General features: G+C 65.8%; 20 protein-coding genes. 8 read left to right on the forward strand and 12 right to left on the reverse strand.

The window, feature by feature from the left end; genetic code table 11:
• The first annotated feature begins 16 nt into the window (after window positions 1–16).
• From ACVBEQ_RS17285 to ACVBEQ_RS17295, 3 genes are read left to right on the forward strand one after another with little or no spacing between them, the layout of a single operon-like run.
• Complete coding sequence (locus tag ACVBEQ_RS17285) at window positions 17–1,552, forward strand: APC family permease (protein ID WP_447154546.1); 1,536 nt, start codon at window positions 17–19, stop codon at window positions 1,550–1,552.
• 41 nt (window positions 1,553–1,593) lie between these two features.
• Window positions 1,594–3,156 carry an amidohydrolase gene (locus ACVBEQ_RS17290; RefSeq protein WP_473163186.1) on the forward strand — a complete coding sequence of 521 codons (1,563 nt, stop codon included), beginning with the start codon at window positions 1,594–1,596 and terminating at the stop codon, window positions 3,154–3,156.
• Between the two features lie 52 nt (window positions 3,157–3,208).
• Window positions 3,209–3,895: a TetR/AcrR family transcriptional regulator gene (locus ACVBEQ_RS17295; RefSeq protein WP_447154548.1), complete on the forward strand. Its 687-nt coding sequence runs from the start codon at window positions 3,209–3,211 to the stop codon at window positions 3,893–3,895.
• A gap of 842 nt (window positions 3,896–4,737) precedes the next feature.
• Here ACVBEQ_RS17295 and ACVBEQ_RS17300 read toward each other — a convergent pair.
• The 6 genes from ACVBEQ_RS17300 to ACVBEQ_RS17325 form a co-directional block, all read right to left on the reverse strand.
• Window positions 4,738–5,817, reverse strand: coding sequence for a tartrate dehydrogenase (locus tag ACVBEQ_RS17300; protein WP_447154549.1), 1,080 nt, complete (start codon window positions 5,815–5,817; stop codon window positions 4,738–4,740).
• Between the two features lie 80 nt (window positions 5,818–5,897).
• Window positions 5,898–6,767, reverse strand: coding sequence for a fumarylacetoacetate hydrolase family protein (locus ACVBEQ_RS17305; protein WP_447154550.1), 870 nt, complete (start codon window positions 6,765–6,767; stop codon window positions 5,898–5,900).
• 41 nt (window positions 6,768–6,808) lie between these two features.
• A complete protein-coding gene (locus ACVBEQ_RS17310; RefSeq protein WP_447154551.1) occupies window positions 6,809–7,795 on the reverse strand; it encodes a malate dehydrogenase in 987 nt (328 codons plus the stop codon).
• A 44-nt stretch (window positions 7,796–7,839) separates the two neighbouring features.
• Window positions 7,840–9,552: an NAD-dependent malic enzyme gene (locus tag ACVBEQ_RS17315; protein ID WP_447154552.1), complete on the reverse strand. Its 1,713-nt coding sequence runs from the start codon at window positions 9,550–9,552 to the stop codon at window positions 7,840–7,842.
• Between the two features lie 151 nt (window positions 9,553–9,703).
• Window positions 9,704–11,050, reverse strand: a complete 1,347-nt coding sequence (locus ACVBEQ_RS17320) for a cation:dicarboxylate symporter family transporter (RefSeq protein WP_447154553.1) — start codon at window positions 11,048–11,050, stop codon at window positions 9,704–9,706.
• A 264-nt stretch (window positions 11,051–11,314) separates the two neighbouring features.
• Entirely contained in the window at window positions 11,315–12,484 is a 1,170-nt protein-coding gene (locus tag ACVBEQ_RS17325) for a mandelate racemase/muconate lactonizing enzyme family protein (RefSeq protein ID WP_447154554.1), read from the reverse strand.
• Between the two features lie 77 nt (window positions 12,485–12,561).
• On the opposite strand from ACVBEQ_RS17325, the gene ACVBEQ_RS17330 reads away from it, so the two are divergent.
• Window positions 12,562–13,254 carry a GntR family transcriptional regulator gene (locus ACVBEQ_RS17330; protein WP_447154555.1) on the forward strand — a complete coding sequence of 231 codons (693 nt, stop codon included), beginning with the start codon at window positions 12,562–12,564 and terminating at the stop codon, window positions 13,252–13,254.
• Window positions 13,255–14,193: 939 nt separating this feature from the next.
• Here ACVBEQ_RS17330 and ACVBEQ_RS17335 read toward each other — a convergent pair.
• The 4 genes from ACVBEQ_RS17335 to ACVBEQ_RS17350 all read right to left on the reverse strand — a co-directional run bounded on the left by ACVBEQ_RS17335 (window position 14,194) and on the right by ACVBEQ_RS17350 (window position 16,933).
• Window positions 14,194–14,754 (reverse strand): tyrosine-type recombinase/integrase, encoded by a 561-nt coding sequence (locus ACVBEQ_RS17335; protein ID WP_447154556.1) that lies wholly within the window; start codon window positions 14,752–14,754, stop codon window positions 14,194–14,196.
• Entirely contained in the window at window positions 14,751–15,218 is a 468-nt protein-coding gene (locus ACVBEQ_RS17340) for a phage integrase central domain-containing protein (protein WP_447154557.1), read from the reverse strand. Before ACVBEQ_RS17340 ends, ACVBEQ_RS17335 begins: the two co-directional genes overlap by 4 nt.
• A 168-nt stretch (window positions 15,219–15,386) precedes the next feature.
• Window positions 15,387–16,151, reverse strand: a complete 765-nt coding sequence (locus tag ACVBEQ_RS17345; protein WP_447151833.1) for a GAF and ANTAR domain-containing protein — start codon at window positions 16,149–16,151, stop codon at window positions 15,387–15,389.
• A complete protein-coding gene (locus tag ACVBEQ_RS17350; RefSeq protein ID WP_447151832.1) occupies window positions 16,151–16,933 on the reverse strand; it encodes an ANTAR domain-containing protein in 783 nt (260 codons plus the stop codon). Before ACVBEQ_RS17350 ends, ACVBEQ_RS17345 begins: the two co-directional genes overlap by 1 nt.
• Before the next feature lie 350 nt (window positions 16,934–17,283).
• On the opposite strand from ACVBEQ_RS17350, the gene ACVBEQ_RS17355 reads away from it, so the two are divergent.
• The 4 genes from ACVBEQ_RS17355 to ACVBEQ_RS17370 all read left to right on the forward strand — a co-directional run bounded on the left by ACVBEQ_RS17355 (window position 17,284) and on the right by ACVBEQ_RS17370 (window position 19,383).
• A complete protein-coding gene (locus ACVBEQ_RS17355; RefSeq protein ID WP_447154558.1) occupies window positions 17,284–17,496 on the forward strand; it encodes a hypothetical protein in 213 nt (70 codons plus the stop codon).
• 373 nt (window positions 17,497–17,869) lie between these two features.
• On the forward strand, window positions 17,870–18,094 hold the full coding sequence (locus tag ACVBEQ_RS17360) for a hypothetical protein (protein WP_447154559.1): 225 nt from the start codon (window positions 17,870–17,872) through the stop codon (window positions 18,092–18,094).
• Window positions 18,094–18,324, forward strand: coding sequence for a three-helix bundle dimerization domain-containing protein (locus ACVBEQ_RS17365; protein ID WP_447151831.1), 231 nt, complete (start codon window positions 18,094–18,096; stop codon window positions 18,322–18,324). Before ACVBEQ_RS17360 ends, ACVBEQ_RS17365 begins: the two co-directional genes overlap by 1 nt.
• Window positions 18,325–19,152: 828 nt before the next feature.
• A complete protein-coding gene (locus tag ACVBEQ_RS17370; RefSeq protein WP_447154560.1) occupies window positions 19,153–19,383 on the forward strand; it encodes an SRPBCC family protein in 231 nt (76 codons plus the stop codon).
• Window positions 19,384–19,538: 155 nt separating this feature from the next.
• Here ACVBEQ_RS17370 and ACVBEQ_RS17375 read toward each other — a convergent pair whose 3' ends face one another.
• Both ACVBEQ_RS17375 and ACVBEQ_RS17380 read right to left on the reverse strand, forming a co-directional pair.
• Window positions 19,539–19,952, reverse strand: a complete 414-nt coding sequence (locus ACVBEQ_RS17375; RefSeq protein WP_447154561.1) for a hypothetical protein — start codon at window positions 19,950–19,952, stop codon at window positions 19,539–19,541.
• A 212-nt stretch (window positions 19,953–20,164) separates the two neighbouring features.
• Window positions 20,165–20,530: a hypothetical protein gene (locus tag ACVBEQ_RS17380; protein WP_447154562.1), complete on the reverse strand. Its 366-nt coding sequence runs from the start codon at window positions 20,528–20,530 to the stop codon at window positions 20,165–20,167.
• Between the last annotated feature and the right edge of the window lie 328 nt (window positions 20,531–20,858).

Genomic DNA, 20,858 nt, shown 5'->3' on the forward strand with positions numbered 1-20,858 from the left:
GAAGGCGAGAACAACAATGTCCACTGCTCCTGCTTCCGGCCCGCCGGCACAGGCCGCGCCCGAGAAGCTCAAAGCCGACGCGTTGGGTGCGAGCAACATCGCGTTCCTGGTGATTGCGGCAGCGGCCCCGCTCACGGTGATGGCCGGGGTGGCTCCGTTGGCCATCCTGATCGGCGGGATCGGGGCCCCGGTTGGCTATCTCGCAGCCGGGATCGTGCTTGTCATCTTCGCGGTCGGTTTCATGGCAATGACCAAGCACACCGGGGGCGCGGGTGCGTTCTACTCGTACATCACCCTGGGTTTGGGCCGCCGCCTGGGCATGGCGTCCGGGATCCTGGCTGTTGTCTCGTACAACGCTCTGCAGATCGGGGTGTACGGGTTGCTCGGACAGCAGACCCACGACGCGGTCGAGCGCCTTACCGGGGTTGACCTGCCCTGGTGGCTGTTCGTCCTGCTGGCCATCGGGATCGTGTGGTTCGTTGGCCGTCGTGGAATCGATGTCGGGGCGAAGGTGCTGGGCGTGCTGTTGATCGCCGAAACCGCCATCCTTGCGCTCCTGGTGCTCGCTGTCATCTTCCAGGGCGGTGCCGACGGCCTCAGCGGGTCGAGCTTTACACCGTCAGCCGTGTTCTCACCCGGCATGTTCGGTGTGCTGGCCTTCTGTTTCGCAGCGTTCATGGGCTTCGAGTCCACTGCGTTGTATCGGCCGGAGGCCCGGAACCCGGAACGGACGATTCCACGGGCGACCTACGCCGCGGTGATCTTCATGGGCCTGTTCTACTGCCTGGTGGTGTGGGCGATCATTCAGGCGTTCGGCGACCAGGGTGTCATCGCCGCGGCCGCCGCCGACCCTGCATCACTGTTCTTCGTCGCGATGGAGCAGTACGTCGGTACCTGGGCCAGTGATGCCATGTACATCCTGATCATCACGAGCGTCCTGGCCTCGCAGATCGCTTTTCACAACGCGATCAACCGGTACACCTTCACCCTGGCCCGCGACGGACTGCTGCCGGCGCGGCTGGCGCATACTCACCCGCAATTCGGATCACCGGCCGCCGCCGGCATGGCGCAGAGCATCCTCGCCCTGGTCGTCGTCGCACTGTTCGCTGTCTTCGGGGCGGACCCCTATGCAGATCTGCTTCTCAAGGTGAACACCCCCGGGGTGGTCGGAATCATTTTGCTGCAGGCGGTCACGTCCGCGGCCGTGGTCGCCTATTTCGTCCGCCGCTGGCACACCATCAACGCGAGGTTCGCGACCGCTTGCGCAGGGGTCGCCACTGTGCTGCTCGCAGTGGCGGTGTCACTGCTGGTCTGGCACATCGATCTGCTGACCGCTGCCGACCAGACAACGAACATCCTGCTGGTGGGGATCGTGCCCGTGACCCTGGTGGTCGGCTGGATTGCTGCCAGCATCCTCAAGGTCCGCAATCCCGTTGTCTTCGCCGGGATCGGCGGAATCCACACCGAGGACGGGCACATTCCGCCACCGGAACCGGTTGACCCCGGCCACAGCGACCCGGCCGCTCCGATCGCGCAGGGCACACGGTCATGAGTGGCGCAGACCTCATCGTTATGGCCGACCGAATTCACACCATGGACAGGGCCAGGCCGTCCGCCCAGGCCGTGGCTATCAGCAACGGGATCATCAGCGGGATCGGCGACCGGTCGGACGCCGATGATTGGCGGGGTAGCGGAACCGATGTCGTTGATCTCGACGCGGCCACCGTCACCCCGGGTCTGGTGGACGGGCACATCCATCCGGTGATGGGCCTAGGTCTGACGCAGGGTGTCGACCTCAGCGGCGTCGGCTCACTGCCGGAACTCGTTGCGGCGCTGCGTGCATCCGCCGGCAGCGGGCCAGGTGAATGGGTGCTGGGCTGGGGCTTGGACCCGAATGCGTTCGGCGGTGCAGCGATCAGCAACAGGCCACTGGTTGAGGCCGTTGGCGATCGACCGGTCCTTGTCGTGCTCTTCGATGCGCACTCGGCCATTGCCAGCCCGGCCGCCTTGAAGCTGTCCGGGATCACCGGCCCCCGGTCCTTCGACGGCGGAGCCGGAGTGGTCTGCGACGAGTACGGTCGCCCCACGGGTCACCTGCTGGAGCTACCTGCCTATGAACTGGTCCGGGAACAGGTTCCGGCCCAACCAGCGGAGGAACGCACCAGTCGCCTGCACACGTTGCTGAACCAGATGGCCGCCACTGGCCTGACCGCCGGCAACGTCATGGATTTCGAGGGTGACGCCCGGCACTTGATCGGCACCCTCGCGGCGGAAGTAGAGCTGCCGCTGCGATTACGGTTCGCTCCGTTCTGCATGCCGGGGGCCACACGCGAAAGTCTCGATCACATCGTCGATCTCCAGCGCGCGGCTGGACGCCGATGGCAGGTGGACGGTGTGAAGTTCATGATCGACGGAACCATCGATGGCGGCACCGCCTGGCTTGACGAGCCTGACTCGCGCGGCGAATCAACGGCACCGTACTGGCCAGAACCGGCCGCCTATCGTGAAGCCGTTCGCTACCTCGCGGCCAACGGTGTCCCCACTGTCACCCATGCGATCGGCGACGCCGGCGTCAGGTACGTCCTGGACACACTTCTCCACATCCGCTCCGCTGCAACGACCGTGCCGCACCGCATCGAGCACATCGAAACCATCCCCGCGGACCTACTCGGCCGGTTCCCGACGCAGAACGTCACGGCCAGCATGCAACCCACCCACTGCACCCTCTACACCAAGGCCGACCACACCGACAACTGGTCCGAGCGCCTGGGCAAGACCCGGGCGGACCGCGCTTTCCGCACCCGGGACCTCCGGCAGGTGGGCGCCCGACTGGCGCTCGGGTCGGACTGGCCGATTGCGCCCTTCGACGCCCGTGGAGTCATCGCCGACGCGCAACTGCGCCGCCCACACGGTCAGCACGACATTGAACCGGTCCTCGCCGACCAAGGTCTCACCGCGTTGATGGCCCTCGAGGGTTACACCACCCACGCCGCCGCCGCCGCAGGCCTGTCCGACGTCACCGGTCGCATCAGCGAAGGATTCAGAGCGGACCTGAGCGCATTCGGGCTGGACCCGTTGACCGCGCCCCCCGACGAGTTCGCCGAATCACCGGTCCGGCTGACAGTTGTTGACGGAATCATTGTGCACCAAGCCTGAAACTCGGCCCGATAGCCGATGATGACCTAAAGACCAGTCAAGGAGAGAGTCTGTGCCGCGCCCGCATCAAGCCATCCTGTCCCGCGAGTTGATCTTTCAGACTGCGTTGGAGATGACGGACCGGGTTGGCCGGTTCACCGTGCCCGAACTCGCCCAACGGCTCGGGGTCAGCGTCTCCTCCCTTTACCACCACGTGCGGGGCAGGGCCGACATCGTCGAAGGTATACGCGGGCTGATGACCCCTCAACTCACCTCGCTGAACTCAGACACACCCTGGGAGAACGCCATCACCGAATGGGCCCGCGCGTACCGGGACTCCTTCGCCGCGCATCCCGCCGCCATCCCCGCCCTCGTCGCGCAGACCGTCAGCGCCCCAAACACCCTCGAACAATACGACCTAGTCGCGGGGATCCTGGAAAAGGCCGGTTTCGCAGCCGATGCCATCATCATGGCCATTACGATGCTCGACACCCTGTCCTTGGGGGCGGCACTTGACCTAGCCGCCCCGTCTGTCATCTGGGAACCACGAACCGACCAGTCAGCCCTTTCCCGGGCGCTGGCCCAGGCGACCCCCACCGTCGACCGGACCCGCCATGCCTTCGAAGTGCAGCTTGCCCTCATCGTCCGCGAGCTGGCCCGGCACCTGTGCAACGAACGCGCGCACCGCGCAGCCCCCCACGAAATCCGGGAAACACTGCCACTCAATGGCTCCAATCCCACCCCGTCAGCCACGACATAACCCCGCATCGACGAACCGCACACGAGACCGGTTCGTCAGGTCGAACATTTGGCACGTCCACGGGAGCGGGGGCGGCGCAGGCGGTATACCTGCGTTGGTGCGGGTCGGCATCATCCCGGACCTTGCGCCATCCTCGAAACGTGTGAACGCGGATCTCGCGCCGAGTGCGTTGCAGGACGAGTTGTTCTACGGGCTTGATCGCTCCGGGTATCACACCGGCCGGCCGTCGTAAGCATCAAGGTTATTGGCCGAAGAGGAACTCGTGAACAAAGCTGACGCCAAGGTCGCGACCTAGTCATCTCCTGTCACAGGCGGGTGGTGATCCCCCTGAAGGGACACCCGGAGCTGCGGCAACGGATGCAGCGGCCTGGTACCGCTGCCGGACGGTGACCCGGGCATACCGGTCCGCCCTCAGGGGGGAAACGTAAGCCAGGTCGGGACACCGCCCGAGTATTCGACAGGTCATCAATACGAGACTGCGCCAACATTCCGACTCGAGTTGCATCCGGATGACATACCCACACTTTCTGAACACGCTCAGAAGGGCGGATAGGCGGCATCTTGGGCCTGGCCGCCGATCAGCGGCCGGTTGTTTCGACCCATGACACCTGAGAACTGCCCACCACACTGGTGAGCGGGCTTTTCGACATCAGCATCTCCACCGCGACGAACTGGGCCGGCGGGCCGGCCGAGACTGGAACGCCACTTCGTCGGCACGCACGGCGAGCGTTCAGCAACCCGCGCATCAGCCGTGAACGGATTGCGACGCGCCGTCAGGGACATGTCCACATGGCCCCGCTCGTAGCTGACTGAAAGCGGATGACGCCCGGAGATCGGCGGATCTAGCGACGGCGGATTTCGTCGCTGATGGCGGTTCCGAGTTGTGCGGTGGTTGCGGTGCCTCCCATGTCCAGGGTCAGCATGCTGCGGCCGCGGGCGAGGATGGTTTCGATCGAGCGGAGGACGGCAGCACCGGCTTCGTGTTCGCCGAGGTGTTCGAGCATCATTGAGGCGCACCAGATCTGGCCAATCGGATTGGCGATGCCTTCGCCGGCGATGTCGGGTGCGGATCCGTGGACGGGTTCGAACAAGCTTGGGAAGGCCCGTTCGGGGTTGATGTTCGCGCTCGGGGCGATGCCGATGGTGCCGGTGCATGCGGGTCCGAGGTCGGACAGGATGTCGCCGAACAGGTTGCTGGCGACGACGACGTCGAACCAATCGGGGTGCAGCACGAAGTTCGCCGTGAGGATGTCGATGTGGTACTTGTCCACGCTGACGTCCGGATAGCCGGCGGCCATGGCCTGCACCCGTTCGTCCCAGTAGGGCATGGTGATGGAGATCCCGTTGCTCTTGGTCGCCGAGGTGAGGTGCTTCTTCGGACGCGACCGGGCGAGTTCGAAGGCGTATGTGAGGATGCGGTCGACACCGGTGCGGGTCATCACCGTTTCCTGCATGACGGTTTCCCGGTCGGTGCCTTCGAAGATCTTGCCGCCGATGCTGGAGTATTCGCCTTCGGTGTTTTCCCGGACGACATAGAAGTCGACGTCACCGGGGACCCGGCCGGCGAGCGGGCTGGTCACCCCTGGCAGGAGTTTCGCCGGACGCAGGGAGACGTACTGGTCGAAGCCGCGGCGGAACTGCAGCAGGCTGCCCCACAGCGACACGTGGTCGGGGACGACCTCGGGCCAGCCGACGGCGCCGAAGAAGATCGCGTCGAACGAGCGCAGCGTGTCGAACCAGTCCGCCGGCAGCATCGTCCCGTGCTCGAGGTAGTAGTCGGCGCTGGCGAAGTCGAAGTCGACGATGTCTAGGTGGAAACCGAAGGTGTTGGCGGCGGCGCGGAGCGCTGTGACGCCCTCCGGGACCACCTCCTTGCCGATGCCGTCGCCGGGAATTGCGGCGATGCGGTAGGTGCGGGTCATGGTGAGGTCCTTTGGCAGAGCAGCGGTATGGGTCGGTCACGAGTGTCGTCGGTCGGTGGAGCGGGGCGTCGGGCCGTAGGTCAGCCGGTTGCGGGGGCGTCGATGAAGGTTTGCCGCAGTTCCCCGATTCCTGCGATGTGACTGACGAGTTCCTCCCCGGCTTGAAGGAACCGCGGCGGGTTGCGGGTTTGCCCCACCCCGGTTGGGGTCCCGCAGAAGATGATGTCGCCGGGCAGCAGGGGAGTCACCCTGGACAGGCCGGCGATCAACGCAGGGACGCTGAACAGGTAGTTCCTGGTGGTGCCGTGTTGCACGGTTTCCCCGTCGATCGCGCAGTGCAGTTCGATGTCGTCGGGGTCGGTGAACTCGTCGAGGGTGACCAGCCATGGGCCGAGCGGGGCGAACCCGGGGTAGGACTTGCCGAGGCTGAATTGCGGTGAAGGCCCGGCGAGTTGGGTGATGCGTTCCGAAAGGTCCTGCCCGGCGGTAAGTCCCGCGACATGGGACCAGGCATCGGTGGCGGCTACGTTGTCGGCCCGTCGTCCGATCACCGCGACCAGTTCGACCTCCCAGTCGACCTTCCCGCCTGCGGGTATCACCACCGTGGTCACCGGCCCGGACAACGCCGTCCGGTATTTGGTGAACGTCGGCGGGAACGTCTGCGGCACTGGGAATGCCGGATCCGCGGCGTCGGGGTGGTAGTTGGCGGCGACCGCGAACACCTGGGCGGGTCTGGGGGTGGGCGGTCCGAGATCGGCCACGTCGTAGTCGACGGTGTTGTCACGGAAGGCGGCCCTGTCGACGCCGGCCGCCCAATCGAGGAACCGATCCCAGACCGGGTAGATCTGCTGCGGATCTGCGCCGAAGCGCCCGCCGGAGGCCTTCTCGACATCCACCGCGCCCGCGTCGGTGAACATGGTCAACCGCCCGAACAGGTTGCCGATACGCACCGTGCACCCTCTTTGTTGTCGACTTCGGTGGGCTCGGGCCGTCAGATGAGGCCGAGGTGGCTGACGGTGTCCCGCTCGTCGATGAGTTCGGCGACGGAGGCGTCGATCCGGCCCCGGGAGAAGTCGTCGATGGGGAGTTCCTGGACGATCCGGAAGGTGCCGTCGGTTGCGGTCACCGGGAAGCCGCAGAGCAGTCCTTCGGGTACCCCGTAGGAGCCGTCGGACACCACGGCCGCGCTGACCCAGTCACCGTTCGGGGTCCCGAACACCCAGGACCGCAGGTGGTCGATCGCGGCGTTCGCCGCGGACGCGGCGGAGGACAGGCCACGGGCGTCGATGATCGCCGCGCCGCGCTGGGCGACGGTGGGAATGAAGGTGTCCCACAGCCATCCGGGACCGACCTGATCGGCGACCGGCCGGCCGCCGACCTGCGCGTTGAACAGGTCCGGGTACTGGGTGGCGGAGTGGTTGCCCCAGATCGTCATGCGGTGGACGTCGGTGACCGGCACGTCCAGCTTCTTGGCGACCTGGGTGAGGGCCCGGTTGTGGTCCAGCCGCAGCATCGCGGTGAACCGGTCGGCGGGGACGTCGGGTGCGTGGGCCCGGGCGATCAGTGCGTTGGTGTTCGCGGGGTTGCCCAGCACCAGGACCCGGACATCGTCGGCGGCGACGGCGTTGATGGCGGCGCCCTGCGGGCCGAAGATCCCGCCGTTGGCCTGGAGCAGGTCGGCCCGCTCCATTCCCGGGCCTCTGGGTCGGGCGCCGACGAGCAACCCGACGGAGGTGCCGTCGAAGGCCTGCTTCGGGTCGTCGGTGATGTCGACTCCGGCGAGCAGCGGGAACGCGCAGTCGTCCAGTTCCATCGCGGTACCCTCGGCGGCCCTGAGCGCCGGGGGGACCTCCAGCAGCCGAAGCCGGACCGGGGTGTCCGGTCCGAGCAGGGCGCCGGCGGCGATGCGGAACAGCAGGGCGTAGCCGATCTGCCCGGCGGCACCTGTCACGGTCACCGTCACCGGTGGCTTGCTCATCACGTTCTCCTCGTTGGGATGTGTTGCGTGTCAGTGGGTTCGGATCAGTTCTGGTCGGCGGCGATCAGCGGGTATTCCGGTCGCCACATCGCGCCGTGTACCTGTTGAACCAGGTCGGTGAGTTCCACCCGGGCGAGGCCTTCATCGGCGGCGGTGGCGGCGACTTTGGCGGCGACTGCGGCGGACACCGCCCGCAGGTCGGTCATGGGTGGGAGCAGTGGATCGCCGGGGGTGCCGGCGTCGGAAAGGTCGGCCACCGCCTGCGCGGCGGCGGCGATCATCCGGTCGCTGATCCGGGCTGCCTTGGCCACGGCGACTCCGAGGCCGAGGCCGGGGAAGACGAGAGCGTTGTTGGATTGGGCGATCTGGAATCTTCTGCCGTTGTGGGTGACCGGCGCGAAGGGGCTGCCGGTGGCGGTGAGGACCTTCCCGTCGGTCCAGGTGATCAGGTCGGCCGGTACCGCTTCGGCCCTCGAGGTGGGGTTCGACAGGGGCATGATGATCGGCCGGTCGGTGTGCGCGGCCATGTCCTTGACGATGGCCTCGGTGAACGCGCCGGTCTGCGTGGAGGTGCCGATCAGGATCGTCGGGTGCACGTGCGCGACAACCTGCGCGAGCCCGGGTGTCCCGGCGGGCGCCCAGCTACTGATCTCCTCCCTGGTCCGGGCGTACGGCTGCTGGAAGTCCAGCAGGGAGCCGGACTCCGCGAGCAGCAGGCCTTCCTTGTTCAGCGGGCAGAACCGGCGGGTCGCTTCCTGTGGGGTGAGTCCTTCCCGGATCATCTGATCGCGCAGCATGTCCGCGATGCCCAGGCCTGCGGTGCCGGCGCCGTGGATCACGATCCGCTGATCCCGCAGTCGGGTGCCGGCGGCGCGGACCGCGGAGAACACGGCAGCGAGGACAACCGCTGCGGTGCCCTGCATATCGTCGTTGAACGTGCAGACCTGGTCGGCGTACTTGTTCAAGATGCGGCGGGCGTTGGTGGCGCCGAAGTCCTCCCAGTGCAGCAGGGCACTGGGGAACAGCTTCTGGACGGCCGTGACGAACGCATCGATCAGGTCGTCGTACCGCTGGTCCCGGACCCGCGCGTGCCGGGCACCGAGGTACAGATCGTCGTTGAGCAGGGTGAGGTTGTCGGTGCCCATGTCCAGCACCACCGGGAGTACCCGGCGGGGGTGAATCCCGGCGGCCGCGGTGTACAGCGACAGTTTGCCGATGGATATCTCGATCCCGCCGACACCCTGATCCCCGATACCCAGCACACCCTCGGAGTCGGTGGCGACCAGCAGGTCAAGGTCGTCCGGGCCGAGACCGGTGTTCCGCAATGCTGTTTCGACGGCCTCCGGGTAATCCACCGACAGATAGACCCCGCGGGGGCGGCGGTATTCGTGGCTGAACCGTTCGATGGCCTGCCCCACGGTCGGGGTGTAGACGACGGGCATCATCTCGGAGATGTGCTCGGTCAGCAGTCGGTAGAACAACACTTCGTTGCGGTCCCGCAGATTGGCCAGGTACACCCACTTCCGCAGATCGCCGGACTGCTCGCGGTACTGCGCGTACACCCGGCGGAGTTGTCCCTCCAGGGTGGTCACCCCGGTCGGCAGCAGGCCAGTCAGCCCCAGTGCTTCCCGCTGCTCGAGGGTGAACGCGGTGCCCCGGTTGATCGTGGGCGACGCCAGCACGGCGCTGCCGCGGGCGTGGATGGTGGCGACCACCCCCTGCGGGCTGCTGCGCAGTTCGTACGGTGCTTGCGTCATCACGGTTCCTTGTCTGAGTGGTTGTGAAAGGGGACCGCCCCAGCACCGGAGTGCGGTGCCGGGGCGGTCGCCGGTGCTCCGTTTCGCACGTCGGGGCGTCCGGGTGCGGGGGGCGGTGTTCCGGGGCCGGGGCGTCCGGGCCGGAAAGGGGTTACTGCGCGGGTGATGTCGCGTTGCTGTTGGTGTGGCTGTTGGTGTGGGTGTCGGCGTCGACGGTGTGGTGGTGCACGTCGATGTCCTCGATTTCCAGTTCTGCTTCCGAGGTGAGCAGGTGCGGGTTGTGCTTGGCGTCGTAGAGCACCTGCTTGGCGCGGTCGTGGTCGAAGTCGCCTTCCCATTTGGCGACGACGATGGTGGCGATGGCGTTGCCGAGCACGTTAATGAACACCCGGCCCTCGTTGAGGATGCGGTCGACTCCGACGATCAGGGCGAGCGCGGCGACCGGGACGGTGCCGATCGCGGCCAGGCTGCTGGCCAGGACGACGAACGCGCCGCCGGCGATTCCTGCGGTGCCTTTGCTGGTGAGCATCATGATGCCGACCAACAACAGCTGCTCCTGCCAGGACAGGTCGATCCCGGTTGCTTGGGCGAGGAAGAGGGTGGCCATGGTCAGGTAGATCGCGGAGCCGTCGAGGTTGAAGGAGAAGCCGGCGGGGATGGTGATGCCGACGACGGGTTTGCTGGCGCCAAGGTTTTCCAGTTTCCGCATCAGTTGCGGGAGCACGGTCTCGCTGGACACGGTGGCGAGCACGATGATGAGTTCGGTTTTGAGGTATCGGATGAGTCCGAACAGGCTGAGGTTGCAGGCCCGCATGACCGGCCAGAGCACGATGAAGACGTAGGCCACGCAGGTGCCGGTGAAGACCAGGACCAGCATGCCCAGGTTGGCCAGGCTGGACGCGCCGTAGGTGGCGGTGACGGCGGCGAGCGCCCCGAGTGTGCCGTAGGGGGCGAGCTTCATGATCCAACCGACGATGCGGAAGATGATCCCCTGCAGGGCGGTGATGAAATCCGTGACCGGTTTCCCCTTGGGACCGGCCATGTTCAGCGCGAAGCCGAAGACGATCGAGACCAGCAGGGCCGGCAGGATCGCGCCGTCGGTGAACGCGGACAGCAGGGTCTCGGGGATGAGTTCGGTGACGAAGTGGACGAACCCGGTCTCCTGGCCCTGGCCGGGGATCTTCGACGGGTCAAGGGTGCTGGCGTCGATGTTCATGCCCGCGCCGGGCTTGAAGATGTTGCCGACCAGCAGCCCGATGAGCATCGACAACAGCGACAGTCCGATGAAGTAGACCAGCGCCTTGATGCCGATCTTCCCGACCCGGCGGACGTTGTCCATGGTGGCGACCGCGTGGACGACCACCACGAAGATGACCGGTGCGACGATCATCTTCACCAGTGCGATGAACCAGTCGTTGAGCGGTTTGAGTGCGATTCCGACCGGGGGAAACAGCAGGCCGATCGCGATGCCGAGCACGGCGCCGATGACGACCTGCACCCAGAGTTCCTTCAAATGCCGGAAAGGTGAGCGACTTGCCTTTTTCGCTGCGATTTCTTGGGACATGTGGCCCCACTCCTTACACATCTTTGTGGTGAACGTTGACGGTGGTGCGCGGGGCTCGGATCGCGTGGGTGACCGCTTGTGCGGGCGCAGCGTGGCGCGCCGTTCCAGCGGGCACGGGCCGGGCCGGTGCTCGCTGGAACGGGCGGGAGAATCCTTGCCGGACAAGTTCCGTTGTGGAGTGCTGGTGGTCCGGGTTGATCAGTCGTGCAGGGCCTTGAGGACCTTGTAGAAGGCGGCCTTGCCTTCGAAGCCGATGCCGGGGATATCGGTGAGCCCGACCTGGCTGTCCAGCACGACCGCGTTGTCGGCGAAACCGCCGGTGGGCTGGAACTCACCTGGGTAGGACTCGTTGCCGCCGAGCTTGAGCGCGGCCGCGATGTGAAGGGAGAACTGGTGCCCGCCGTGCGGGATGCAGCGGCGGGAGGACCAGCCGTGCTGGCGGAGCATGTCCTGGATCCGCAGGTACTCGGTGAGCCCGTAGCTCAGCGCGGGGTCGACCTGGATGATGTCCCGGTCGGGGCGCATCCCGCCGTACCGGATCAGGTTCCGGGCGTCCTGCAGGGAGAACAGGTTCTCCCCGGTCGCGATGCGGCCCTTGTAGTGCTCGGACACCGTCGCGTTGAGGGCGTAGTCCAGCGGGTCGCCGATTTCCTCGTACCAGAACAGGTTGTAGGGCTCGATCGCCTTGGCGTACTCGAGCGCCTCGGACAGGTCGAACCGGCCGTTGACGTCGACCGCGAGGCGCTGCCCGTCGCCACCGACGACGTCGAGCACGGACTCGATGCGCTTGAGGTCCTCCCCCAGCGGTGCGCCCCCGATCTTCATCTTCACGACCCGGTAGCCCAGGTCCAGGAACTTGCGCATCTCGTCCTGCAGCTCGGGCAGGCCCTTGTCCGGGGCGTAGTAGCCGCCGGCGGCGTAGACGAACACCGAGTCGTCGGGCTGCCCGTCGCCGTACCTGTCGGACAGGAACCGGTACAGCGGCTGGCCGGCGACCTTCGCCGCCAGGTCGAACAAGGCCATGTCGATCACGCCGACCGCGACCGAGCGTTCCCCGTGACCGCCGGGCTTCTCGTTGCGCATCAGGAAGTCCCACGCCTTGGTGGGATCGAAGTTGGTCCCGTCCTCGTTCAGGATCTCGTCGGCCGGCGCGGCCAGCAGGCGGGGGATGATCCGGCGCCGCAGGATGTCCCCCGCGGAGTACCGGCCGTTGGAGTTGAACCCGTAGCCGACAAGGGGTTTGCCGTCCACGATGACATCGCTGACCACCGCGACAATCGAGCAGTCCATCGAGCTGAAATCGATCCACGCGTTCCGGATCGACGAGCTGATGGGGACGATGCCCTCATGCACCGACACGATCTTCACTGTCTGACCTCCTGGCTTGTAACTTATAAGATGTGTAGGACGGTATTATAAGAAGTCTCCGAGCGCAAGGGGCAGCGATGACGTCGCCGAACGTTTTTTCCACCAAGAGCGACGCCGCCTACGCCGAGGTGCGCCGGCGCATCCTGGCCGGCGAACTCGCCCCCGGGTCGGTCCTGGACCAGTACTTACTGTCGGACTCGATGGGCATGAGCATTACCCCGCTGCGGGAAGCACTGCGCCGCCTCCGTGGGGAAGGGCTGATCGACATCGACGTGCACAAGAACACCCGGGTGACCCCGCTGAACGCCACCGAGGCCCGCGAGCTGTTCGAGATCCGGTTGGCCCTGGACCCGGCGGCCGCTGAACTGGCCGCTCAGCGCCGGACCGACGCCGACATCAAGACCCTGCAGATCGCCGCCAAACACCTCGTGCCGGTGACCCGTACCTGGGGGGAGAAAGGGTTGCTGGCCCACTCCGCGTTCCACCGCGCCATTTACGTCGCATCCCACAACAACAACATGATCATTATGCTCGACGGGCTGTGGGACAAGTCCGACCGCTACCGCCGGCTCGGGCTCATGCTGCCCTCCGGCGCCGAGAACCGGGAACGCGACTTCGTCGAGCACCGCAAGATGATGGAAATGATCATCGACGGCGACGCCCCCGGCGTCGCAGAGCTGATGCGCCAACACATCCGGCTCAGCCTAACCGTCGCCGCTATCGAAGCCCTCGACGAAAAACTCGGCAACACCGCCGCGGCCAAGCGGTAGTGGGGCCCCGATGAGAGACCGCCTCCAGCAGCAGAATTCGCCACCTCACCAGTATCGGACTGCACCGACGCAGACCACACCTGCGCCCAGGTGACATTCCACTTTCTGACCGCCCCCGATGACACACCGGTGCCCGCGACCCGCGGCAGGTTATCGTGACGCTCTAACCTTGAGCGCGGTCGGGAGCTGCGCATGCTCCACTGTTCTCGCCTCGCTGAGTCGGCGTACCGGCCACGTAAGGCGCCAATCTGGTGCTCTCCTGACTTCGACTTCGCCTTCGGGCTCGTTGCCTCGTCTTCGCGATCGAGGCACTTGTTGATTTGGGACACGGATCCCCGCGTCCCGCGCTCCGCGTCGCTGGGTTGCGTCGCGTCGCAGCTGGAGAGCTGCCGTCCGACGACGCCACCGAATGCATCAACGTTTTCTTGCACCAACGGGCACCCACGTGGTCCGGCGGGCAACTTCGGCAGTCCCCTGATCAGCGCGCACATGACGTCGACGAGTCGGCGGGGCCAGGGCGATGAGTAACGTCCGCAACGGGTCCTGGGATCGGCGCGTGAACAACGCGGCCCGCCGTGTCAAGTGACCGAGGCCGCGCGGTTTACGGCAAGGTGGAACAGGCGCAGACTCCCAAGCCACCACCGGACTGGACGTGCGTGTCCTGATGGTCCACGGCAGGGGTGACGTCGACGCCGGGCCCCGGGCCTACAGGGCGACCGGCCGACTTTCACCATGTGGATTGGGGGCGGCGTCCAACCGTTGATCAGCGGGCCACTGCTGCTTCAAAAGGGGGGCTGTTCATCATTGGGACCACGGTCACATGGCCTGTGAAGTGGGAAGCAGTGCGCCATCAGGGACTCGAAACGCGATCCCGCTGAATACGAGTCAGCTGCTTCAGGGTGGCGTGCCTGGAGCTCGGAAGCTACTTTCATTGCTAATTCAACTTTCGATCATCGTCTCGAGAACCCGGGCCCCAGATGTGATGTAGGAGGACCGATCGAAATACCGATCGCTCGTCATCGATGGACGCCGGTGACCGAGCTGGTCAGACGCTTCTAATGCCATCAGACCAGCCTTCGACATCAGTGTGGCCACCGTTCGGCGTAGTGAATGGCTGGTCATCCAATCGTAGCCAGCGGCCGTCAATGCGTCCTTCAGGTCGGCGGACGTATTCGACGGATCACGTAATCCACCCTTCGGAGCCGGGAAAACGATGTCGCTGTCCGACCGGCTTTCCCAGCGTCGTTCAAGCATCTCCACGCACCACGTTGGCAAGAGCAGCGTCCGAGGAGTCAGCTTGCTCGATTCGGAGGAGCGGATGATCAGACCCTCGCCCCTGGCTCGAACCACGATGCCGTCGCCGACCTGGATAGTGCCCGCGTGGAGATCGATGGAGGACCATCGGATTGCCGCCGCCTCGCCAACCCGGAGACCGGTTGCCAGCATCATGTCGATGAAGTCGGGAAGGTCCCGGGCTATGGCCTTGTTGTCGTAGGTCACCGTCGCACGGAGCTGACGCACCCGGCCATCGTGGTGAGCGATCGTGGCTTTTTCTTGGGTTTGGTGGAGACCGGGCTTGCATCTCTGACGGGGTTGCGCTCGAGGGCGTCGTAGGTGCAGGCGAGGGTGCACATGCCGCTGAGGACCGATCGGACGGCCTTCGCCACTGCTGCGCCGTTGGTGGCCGTCACGGCCTTCAAGTGGCGATCCACCACGCCGACGGTGAGCTCCCGAAGCCGCAGGCTGCCGACCAAGGGGATGATCTGGCGGTCCAAGCAGTCGCGGTAGAGACGCAGGGTGCCGGGGGAGCGCTGGCTCGCCTCGAAGGTTGCCCACCACATTTCGGCGAGGGCAGTGCCTTTGCTTTGGGGTGACAGTGTCGAGTGCTCTATCTGATTCCGAGCGGGACCGCCGTGGCATGCGCGGAACGCCGCGAACAGGTCCGGGTCGGCGTCCTCGCCCACGGCCCCCCACCCTCGGGCAACTCAACGCCCAGCTCCACCCGCCCTGGCCACGGCGGATCGCCTCGACGAGCACCGCATCGCGGCGGTTCGGGTTACTCGACGGCGGAACACCGCGTGGCGACTGCAATCGACGAGCGCCACGTTGTTCACGCCCCTGACGATGGGTGTTCAAGGCACGTTTTTCGGTCCCGGCGATGCCGGGCTGGACTTGCCCAATTGACGAGAGGTTGGCGGAGCGTTCGCGATGACCTCGCGGGCGATGTCGGCGAGCTGCCGGTTGTACTTCCGGGCGGTGTCACGGAGCGCGGTGAACGCCTCTTGCATGGTGATGCCGTGGATATGGGCGAGGACGCCCTTGGCTGTTTCGACGACGGCGCGACTGGTGATCGCTGCCTGCAGGGCGGGAAGTACTTCGTCCCGGTCGGCGCGTGTGGTGGATTGGACGATCGCGATGGATGCAACATGGGCAAGGCCCTGCGCCAATGCGAGATCGGTTTCGCCGAGAGCGCCGGGTGTCGTGCCGAAAAGACCGAGAGCGCCTAGGGTATCGCCGCGAAGCAGCATGGGGATGGCGTGTACCGAAGCGAAGCCCTGGTCGGCCGCGGCCGCCGTGAACCGGGGCCACCGCGCTGTCTGGGTGCTCAGGTCGGCGACGTTGACCGCTTCACCGGTGTGGTAACAGTCAAGGCAGGGTCCTTCGTCGCGTTGGAGCATGAACAGCTCGAGATTGCGGGCCTCTTCGGAGGTCGCGGCGAGCAGGTGCAGCACCCCGCCGGCGTCGGCCAGCAGTAGCCCGGCCGCGGCAACGTCGAGCAACCGGGCGCAGTCCTGAGCGAGTTCAGCGGTCAGCTCCAGCACGTCCATGTTCCCGACCACCCGATCGGTCAGGCTGCTGAACGAGTCGATGATGTCCTGTTCGCGGCTCTTGATCATCAAAGCCCACCCCCTGATTCTGGCCAGCCGTCCAAGTCGTGCCAGCCGTCGGTTCCGGTGCCGTCGTCGTCCAACTGAAGCTGCCGCTCGATGATCTGGAACGCGACCTGGCTGACGGTCAGGTCGTGGGCGAAGGCGTGCCCGCGCAACCGCAACATCGCCTCGGCCGGATGGACGCCCAACTGGGCGGTGATCATCCCCACCGCCTGATACACCTCCGACCGGGTCAGCCACCCGATATCGGATCGGGTCGAAGGGGGTGATCCGACTGCCACGGAACGGGTCTCGGCGATCAGGTCGAGCAGCGGCAAGGCGGCCAGCTCCCCGGCAAGAAAAGCGCCACTCTGCGCGGGCCCGGTCAGCCGGCCGGGCCGGGATCGACACAGGTACAACGCCCCCATCGGGACGCCCGCGACGGTGACCGGCATCGCGAAGACCGCCCGGACGCCCCCAGCCGCGGCCGCGGCGGTGAAAGCGGGCCACCGCGCCGAGTCAGCACCCGTGAGGTCCGGGGCCGTGACGAAACTTGCTGTCTCGACCGCCTCCCAACAAGGACCCTTGCCGGCGGAAAATTGCGACCACTCCAACGACGCGGTCACCACACCGCACCGGCTCAGTGAATGACCTGTTGAATCACCGGTCACCAACCACAGTCCGGCGCCCTGCATGCCGAGTAGATCAACGCAGGCCAAGCACAGTTGTTTCGCCACGGCGCGGGCCGTGCCCGACCCGCCGACCGCCGCGGTGAGCCCGTCGCGCACCACATCCCACCCCTCAGCCACCGGTTCAATCTATCGCCCGGCTAAGGATTCCGGTCATTCGACGTGAGTGAGCATCCTGGAAAGGCAGTGAACTCGTCGACGTCCCGAACTGACCATTGCCACGCGCGGGCGACGACCCTGGCCACCGCGGTGCCCGCCGGCGCGTCGAGCGTCCTTTCAACCGTTGGAGTCGCCGGGACGACGCCGCCTACCCGTGTGAGGGCGCCCAGACCGGGTACTGCCCGTTCAGTGCGGTCGGTGCGGACGTGTCCGCGTAGAGCATGTTGTCGCTCGCTGAGCGTTGCGCGCTCGGGCTGATGTGCTCTCGGATCAAGACGTTGGGCCGCACGCTCGGCCCGGGAAGAAAAGTCATGCCCCGTGACGGCAACGAGTCGGTCCGTGAATGGCATGTCCGGGCGACCCGCGAATATCTACAGGCGGCGACCGAAGCCGCCACCAGGCGGAGTGGCAGCGATGACGGGTTGAATTCGCTGGACTCGGGTGTGACGCCCGGCTTCGCCGACCTGTACGCGGCCAGCAAAGCGGTTCTCTCCCTGGAAGATGGACCGGACAGGCGCACGTGAATAACCTCCGGCGGGCGGGTGTCGGTGACGGTCGGTGAGATGCCGGGAGCGGTGCCCGGCCGGGACCGCTCGCGGAACGGAAGCGCCTGGAGGCATGTCGATTCCTCACCCACGGTGCTGCCGAGAGTCGCGGCGCGTTCCCCCCGCCGTTCATTGATGCGGACCCATTAATGAACCGCTCTTGCGAAGAAACACCGTGGCGACCGCCGCTGTCCGGATGAGGTCACAAGGTGAGCGAGCGCGCATTGTCGCGGTCGGTTCTCCGTCGCGGAGCGATCATCGCGGCGAAACAGGCGATGAGCCATTGGGGGAAGCCAGCAATGCCCGATCGGCCGCCGTCCTTAACCGGAACCCTCCACTTCGGGAGCGTTCGGTGAATCTGTCCACCGGTTATCCACCTATTGTGCACAACCATTCGGGCTGCCCCGGGCTGGCCGTCGCCGCGGCGACGACGGTCCGTCCACCCGCGGCACGCTGCTGCTACTACGCGATGCCGGTGATTATTGTTGGTGCTGTCGCTTCGTCCGTGGGCACGGCGCAGTTCGGACCCGTTCGCGTCATTGACAGTGCATCAGCCGCGACCGATACCCTCATCTGATGGACCCGGGAACCAGCAATGCGGCGACACATCGTGTGGTGCAACGGTTATCGGCACTGTTCCCGTCGGTCGATCCTCTCGTCGTGACCGGGGTGGTTTCTGATAGCTACCGGCAGTACGTGGATCATCCCAATCCGAATTTTGTGCCCGTGCTGGTCGAGGAAACCTCGCGGGACCGGCTCAGAGGACACCTCGAAGCCTGCTCGATACGCGGAGGGTCGCGGCTCTAGGAGCCCAAGGACTCCGTGAACGCGCTGCCGAATCGGCAATGAACCACGAACGGGTCGGGCTCCTCAGTGCGATCACCGTCCCGACGTCATGGCCGTGGTCAGGCCGCGGTGCGCAGATACAAATGACCACGGTCGGTCAAGTGTGGGTGACGGATGGGTTGAAGTTGAACCAGCCTCTTCATCACAAGTGCACGCAACGTCCAGATGACGTCCTGATCGTTGAGCAAGTGTGGTTCCAACGTGCTGAGAACGATCCCCGCTGGACCCGATCCTCTGCCACCGCATGTAGCACCCCCGCCTGACGCGGGGTCAAGTGCTGGTACTGGTGTCAATGGCCATGGACATCATGCGGGGCGGCAGCAGGTTGCTTTCAGTCTGTCCTGGTGGGCCCTATAGTTAGAGTCGGTCGGGGAGCTGTATTGCCGTGGGCAACGCCGCGTAGCACGCTGACACCACGATGACTCCAATCCGCCAATGGCGATCCCTCCTCGCTGGGTGCGTGCGGTTCGCATGTTGCTGAGCGGCAGCCCGTCACGGCTGGACGACATTCGTGGTCGTCACGACCCTGGTGCAGTGACCTGGTTCGATTCCGCCGTGGGGGCTGCCCATCTGGCTCACCGCCTGGCAGCGGCTGCTCACCGCCGCTACGGATCCGCCACCAAATATCCGACAACCACCCCGACCAGCCCGACAGGGCCTGCATCAGAAACAGCAACGCGGACACACCCCGGAAGCCAGGAAGCAACCCACTCAAGCAACCGCTACTACTCAAGCCTGTCGGGTGGCGGACTCGAGGAGCCGGTGGGCCGGGTCAGGCATCGTGTTTCTTTGCGTGGCGGCCAGGCGGGCGGGGGCTCCGCACATCGACGGAGGAACACGGCTTACCTTCACCCAGCCCGGTTTCGACCCGGTCGAGGCGGAGAGCTCGGCCCGGGCTGGGAGTACTACCTCGACCGGCTCGTCGCGGCCGAGACCGGTGGCGACGTCGCCGGCATCGACTTCGACCGGGACTACTACCCGGCCATGGTGGAGTACTACCGCGGCCAGCTGGCCGGATAGCAGAGGCAATGGATGGCCTGCGCCGACCGATCAGATTGCTGTTCAACGGCTATTGCTGTTCAACGGCTATTGCTGTTCAACGGCTATTGCTGTTCAACGGCTTCAGTGAGTGGTTGACTCCCTTCATGGCAGCTGGGTTCGACGAACGCGATTAATCAGCCGAACCTCTGGAGACCCCTTCCGCGCCTCCAGCTGACCTCGAACTCCGTGAGTCCGCTGTCGAACTCCGTGAGTCTGCTGTCGAGGCCCGCGAGGCGGCTGTCGAGGCGCGGGAGGCGACGCACGGCGAGTCGATGGATGCCGCTCATGCAATACGGGAGGCCGCTGATGGGCGGGACGCGGTCTCCAATGCGCGCGACGTGGCCGCCGACCGGCGCGAGAACGACCTCGACCGCGCCGACATGCTGGAACAGTCCGGGAGGTACGGCACCCATTGGCCGGAGCGGCGAAATGCCAACCTTGACCGTTGGCACGCGAAGGAAGATCGCTCGGCCTCTCACGACGACAGGGTCGCCCTGACGGAAGACGACGGAGACGCCTGACCCACCGTCGAACTGCTGGGCGATCACACGCCCTCCGCGTTGGCTGGGACAGACGGTCAACGGGATCCGTGCGGCCTTGCCCCGGCCTGGCGGGCAGGTCCGGAGCGGAAATGACCGGTATACCGTCAGGTCAATCGGCGCCGTTTACCCGCTGTCCGCGAATGGTCGTGTCGCCGCGGCCTCGCAGATGGTGGGCCACAGCCTCTGCGAACAGTGGTCGGGTCGGGGTTCTTCGACAGCTACCCGTCCAGAACGGGGCGTCCGTCCAGATTGAAGATCCACCGGACGTCGTCTGCGAGATCGACGAATTCCCCGGGTGCGCCGCTGTAGAACGAGACACTGCCGGTCGTGGTGGCCGTACCCAGTGGCAGTAGCGACAAGCGCAGCGATGCGCGGATCGCTTCCCGACAGCGCGGGTCGACGCTGTTGATCACGAGGGGGTTGTCATCAAGGTGGACCATGACAGTCATGCCGAGGTAGTAAGGCATCGCTGCGGCGAAACCTTCGTTCAGCACGCCGCAGACCGCTCCGAGGTTGGTGCCCGGATCATCAAGGGCATCACCAAGGGTGGTGAGGTCATTGACCAGCGCTGGGGTAACGCCCATGAGTGGCTCCGCACGGTAGTGGGTGTCAGCTGTCGTTGAAATGCGATTCAATCGGATCGTCGACGACCCACACGGAATCCGTGGCACCGGACCTGATGGATGACCGGATGTCGGTCACGCATCACAACGGGTCTTTCCCGTGTGGAAGTCCTCGCGATCATCAGATCGGCCGCGACGACCCAGTCTCGATGGCAAATCGGAATTTCGACGGCCTGCAGCAGCATCGCCGGCGGGTTCCTGTCAAACCGTAGAATGCTTATGGACGTCACCCGGCGCGCGGTCGCAGTTGACTTTCGAAGGATGCAATCGGCGAGAATCGTTGTCCGGA

This window comes from Nakamurella sp. GG22 (assembly GCF_052976845.2).

Bases quoted from the DNA above. Each gene is read 5' to 3' on its own strand.
- ACVBEQ_RS17285 (WP_447154546.1), top strand. From the start codon at position 17: ATGTCCACTGCTCCTGCTTCCGGCCCGCCGGCACAGGCCGCGCCCGAG.
- ACVBEQ_RS17290 (WP_473163186.1), top strand. From the start codon at position 1,594: ATGGACAGGGCCAGGCCGTCCGCCCAGGCCGTGGCTATCAGCAACGGG.
- ACVBEQ_RS17300 (WP_447154549.1), bottom strand. From the start codon at position 5,817: ATGACCCGCACCTACCGCATCGCCGCAATTCCCGGCGACGGCATCGGC.
- ACVBEQ_RS17310 (WP_447154551.1), bottom strand. From the start codon at position 7,795: ATGAGCAAGCCACCGGTGACGGTGACCGTGACAGGTGCCGCCGGGCAG.
- ACVBEQ_RS17315 (WP_447154552.1), bottom strand. From the start codon at position 9,552: ATGACGCAAGCACCGTACGAACTGCGCAGCAGCCCGCAGGGGGTGGTC.
- ACVBEQ_RS17330 (WP_447154555.1), top strand. From the start codon at position 12,562: ATGACGTCGCCGAACGTTTTTTCCACCAAGAGCGACGCCGCCTACGCC.
- ACVBEQ_RS17345 (WP_447151833.1), bottom strand. From the start codon at position 16,151: ATGATCAAGAGCCGCGAACAGGACATCATCGACTCGTTCAGCAGCCTG.
- ACVBEQ_RS17355 (WP_447154558.1), top strand. From the start codon at position 17,284: ATGCCCCGTGACGGCAACGAGTCGGTCCGTGAATGGCATGTCCGGGCG.
- ACVBEQ_RS17365 (WP_447151831.1), top strand. From the start codon at position 18,094: ATGGACCCGGGAACCAGCAATGCGGCGACACATCGTGTGGTGCAACGG.
- ACVBEQ_RS17380 (WP_447154562.1), bottom strand. From the start codon at position 20,530: ATGGGCGTTACCCCAGCGCTGGTCAATGACCTCACCACCCTTGGTGAT.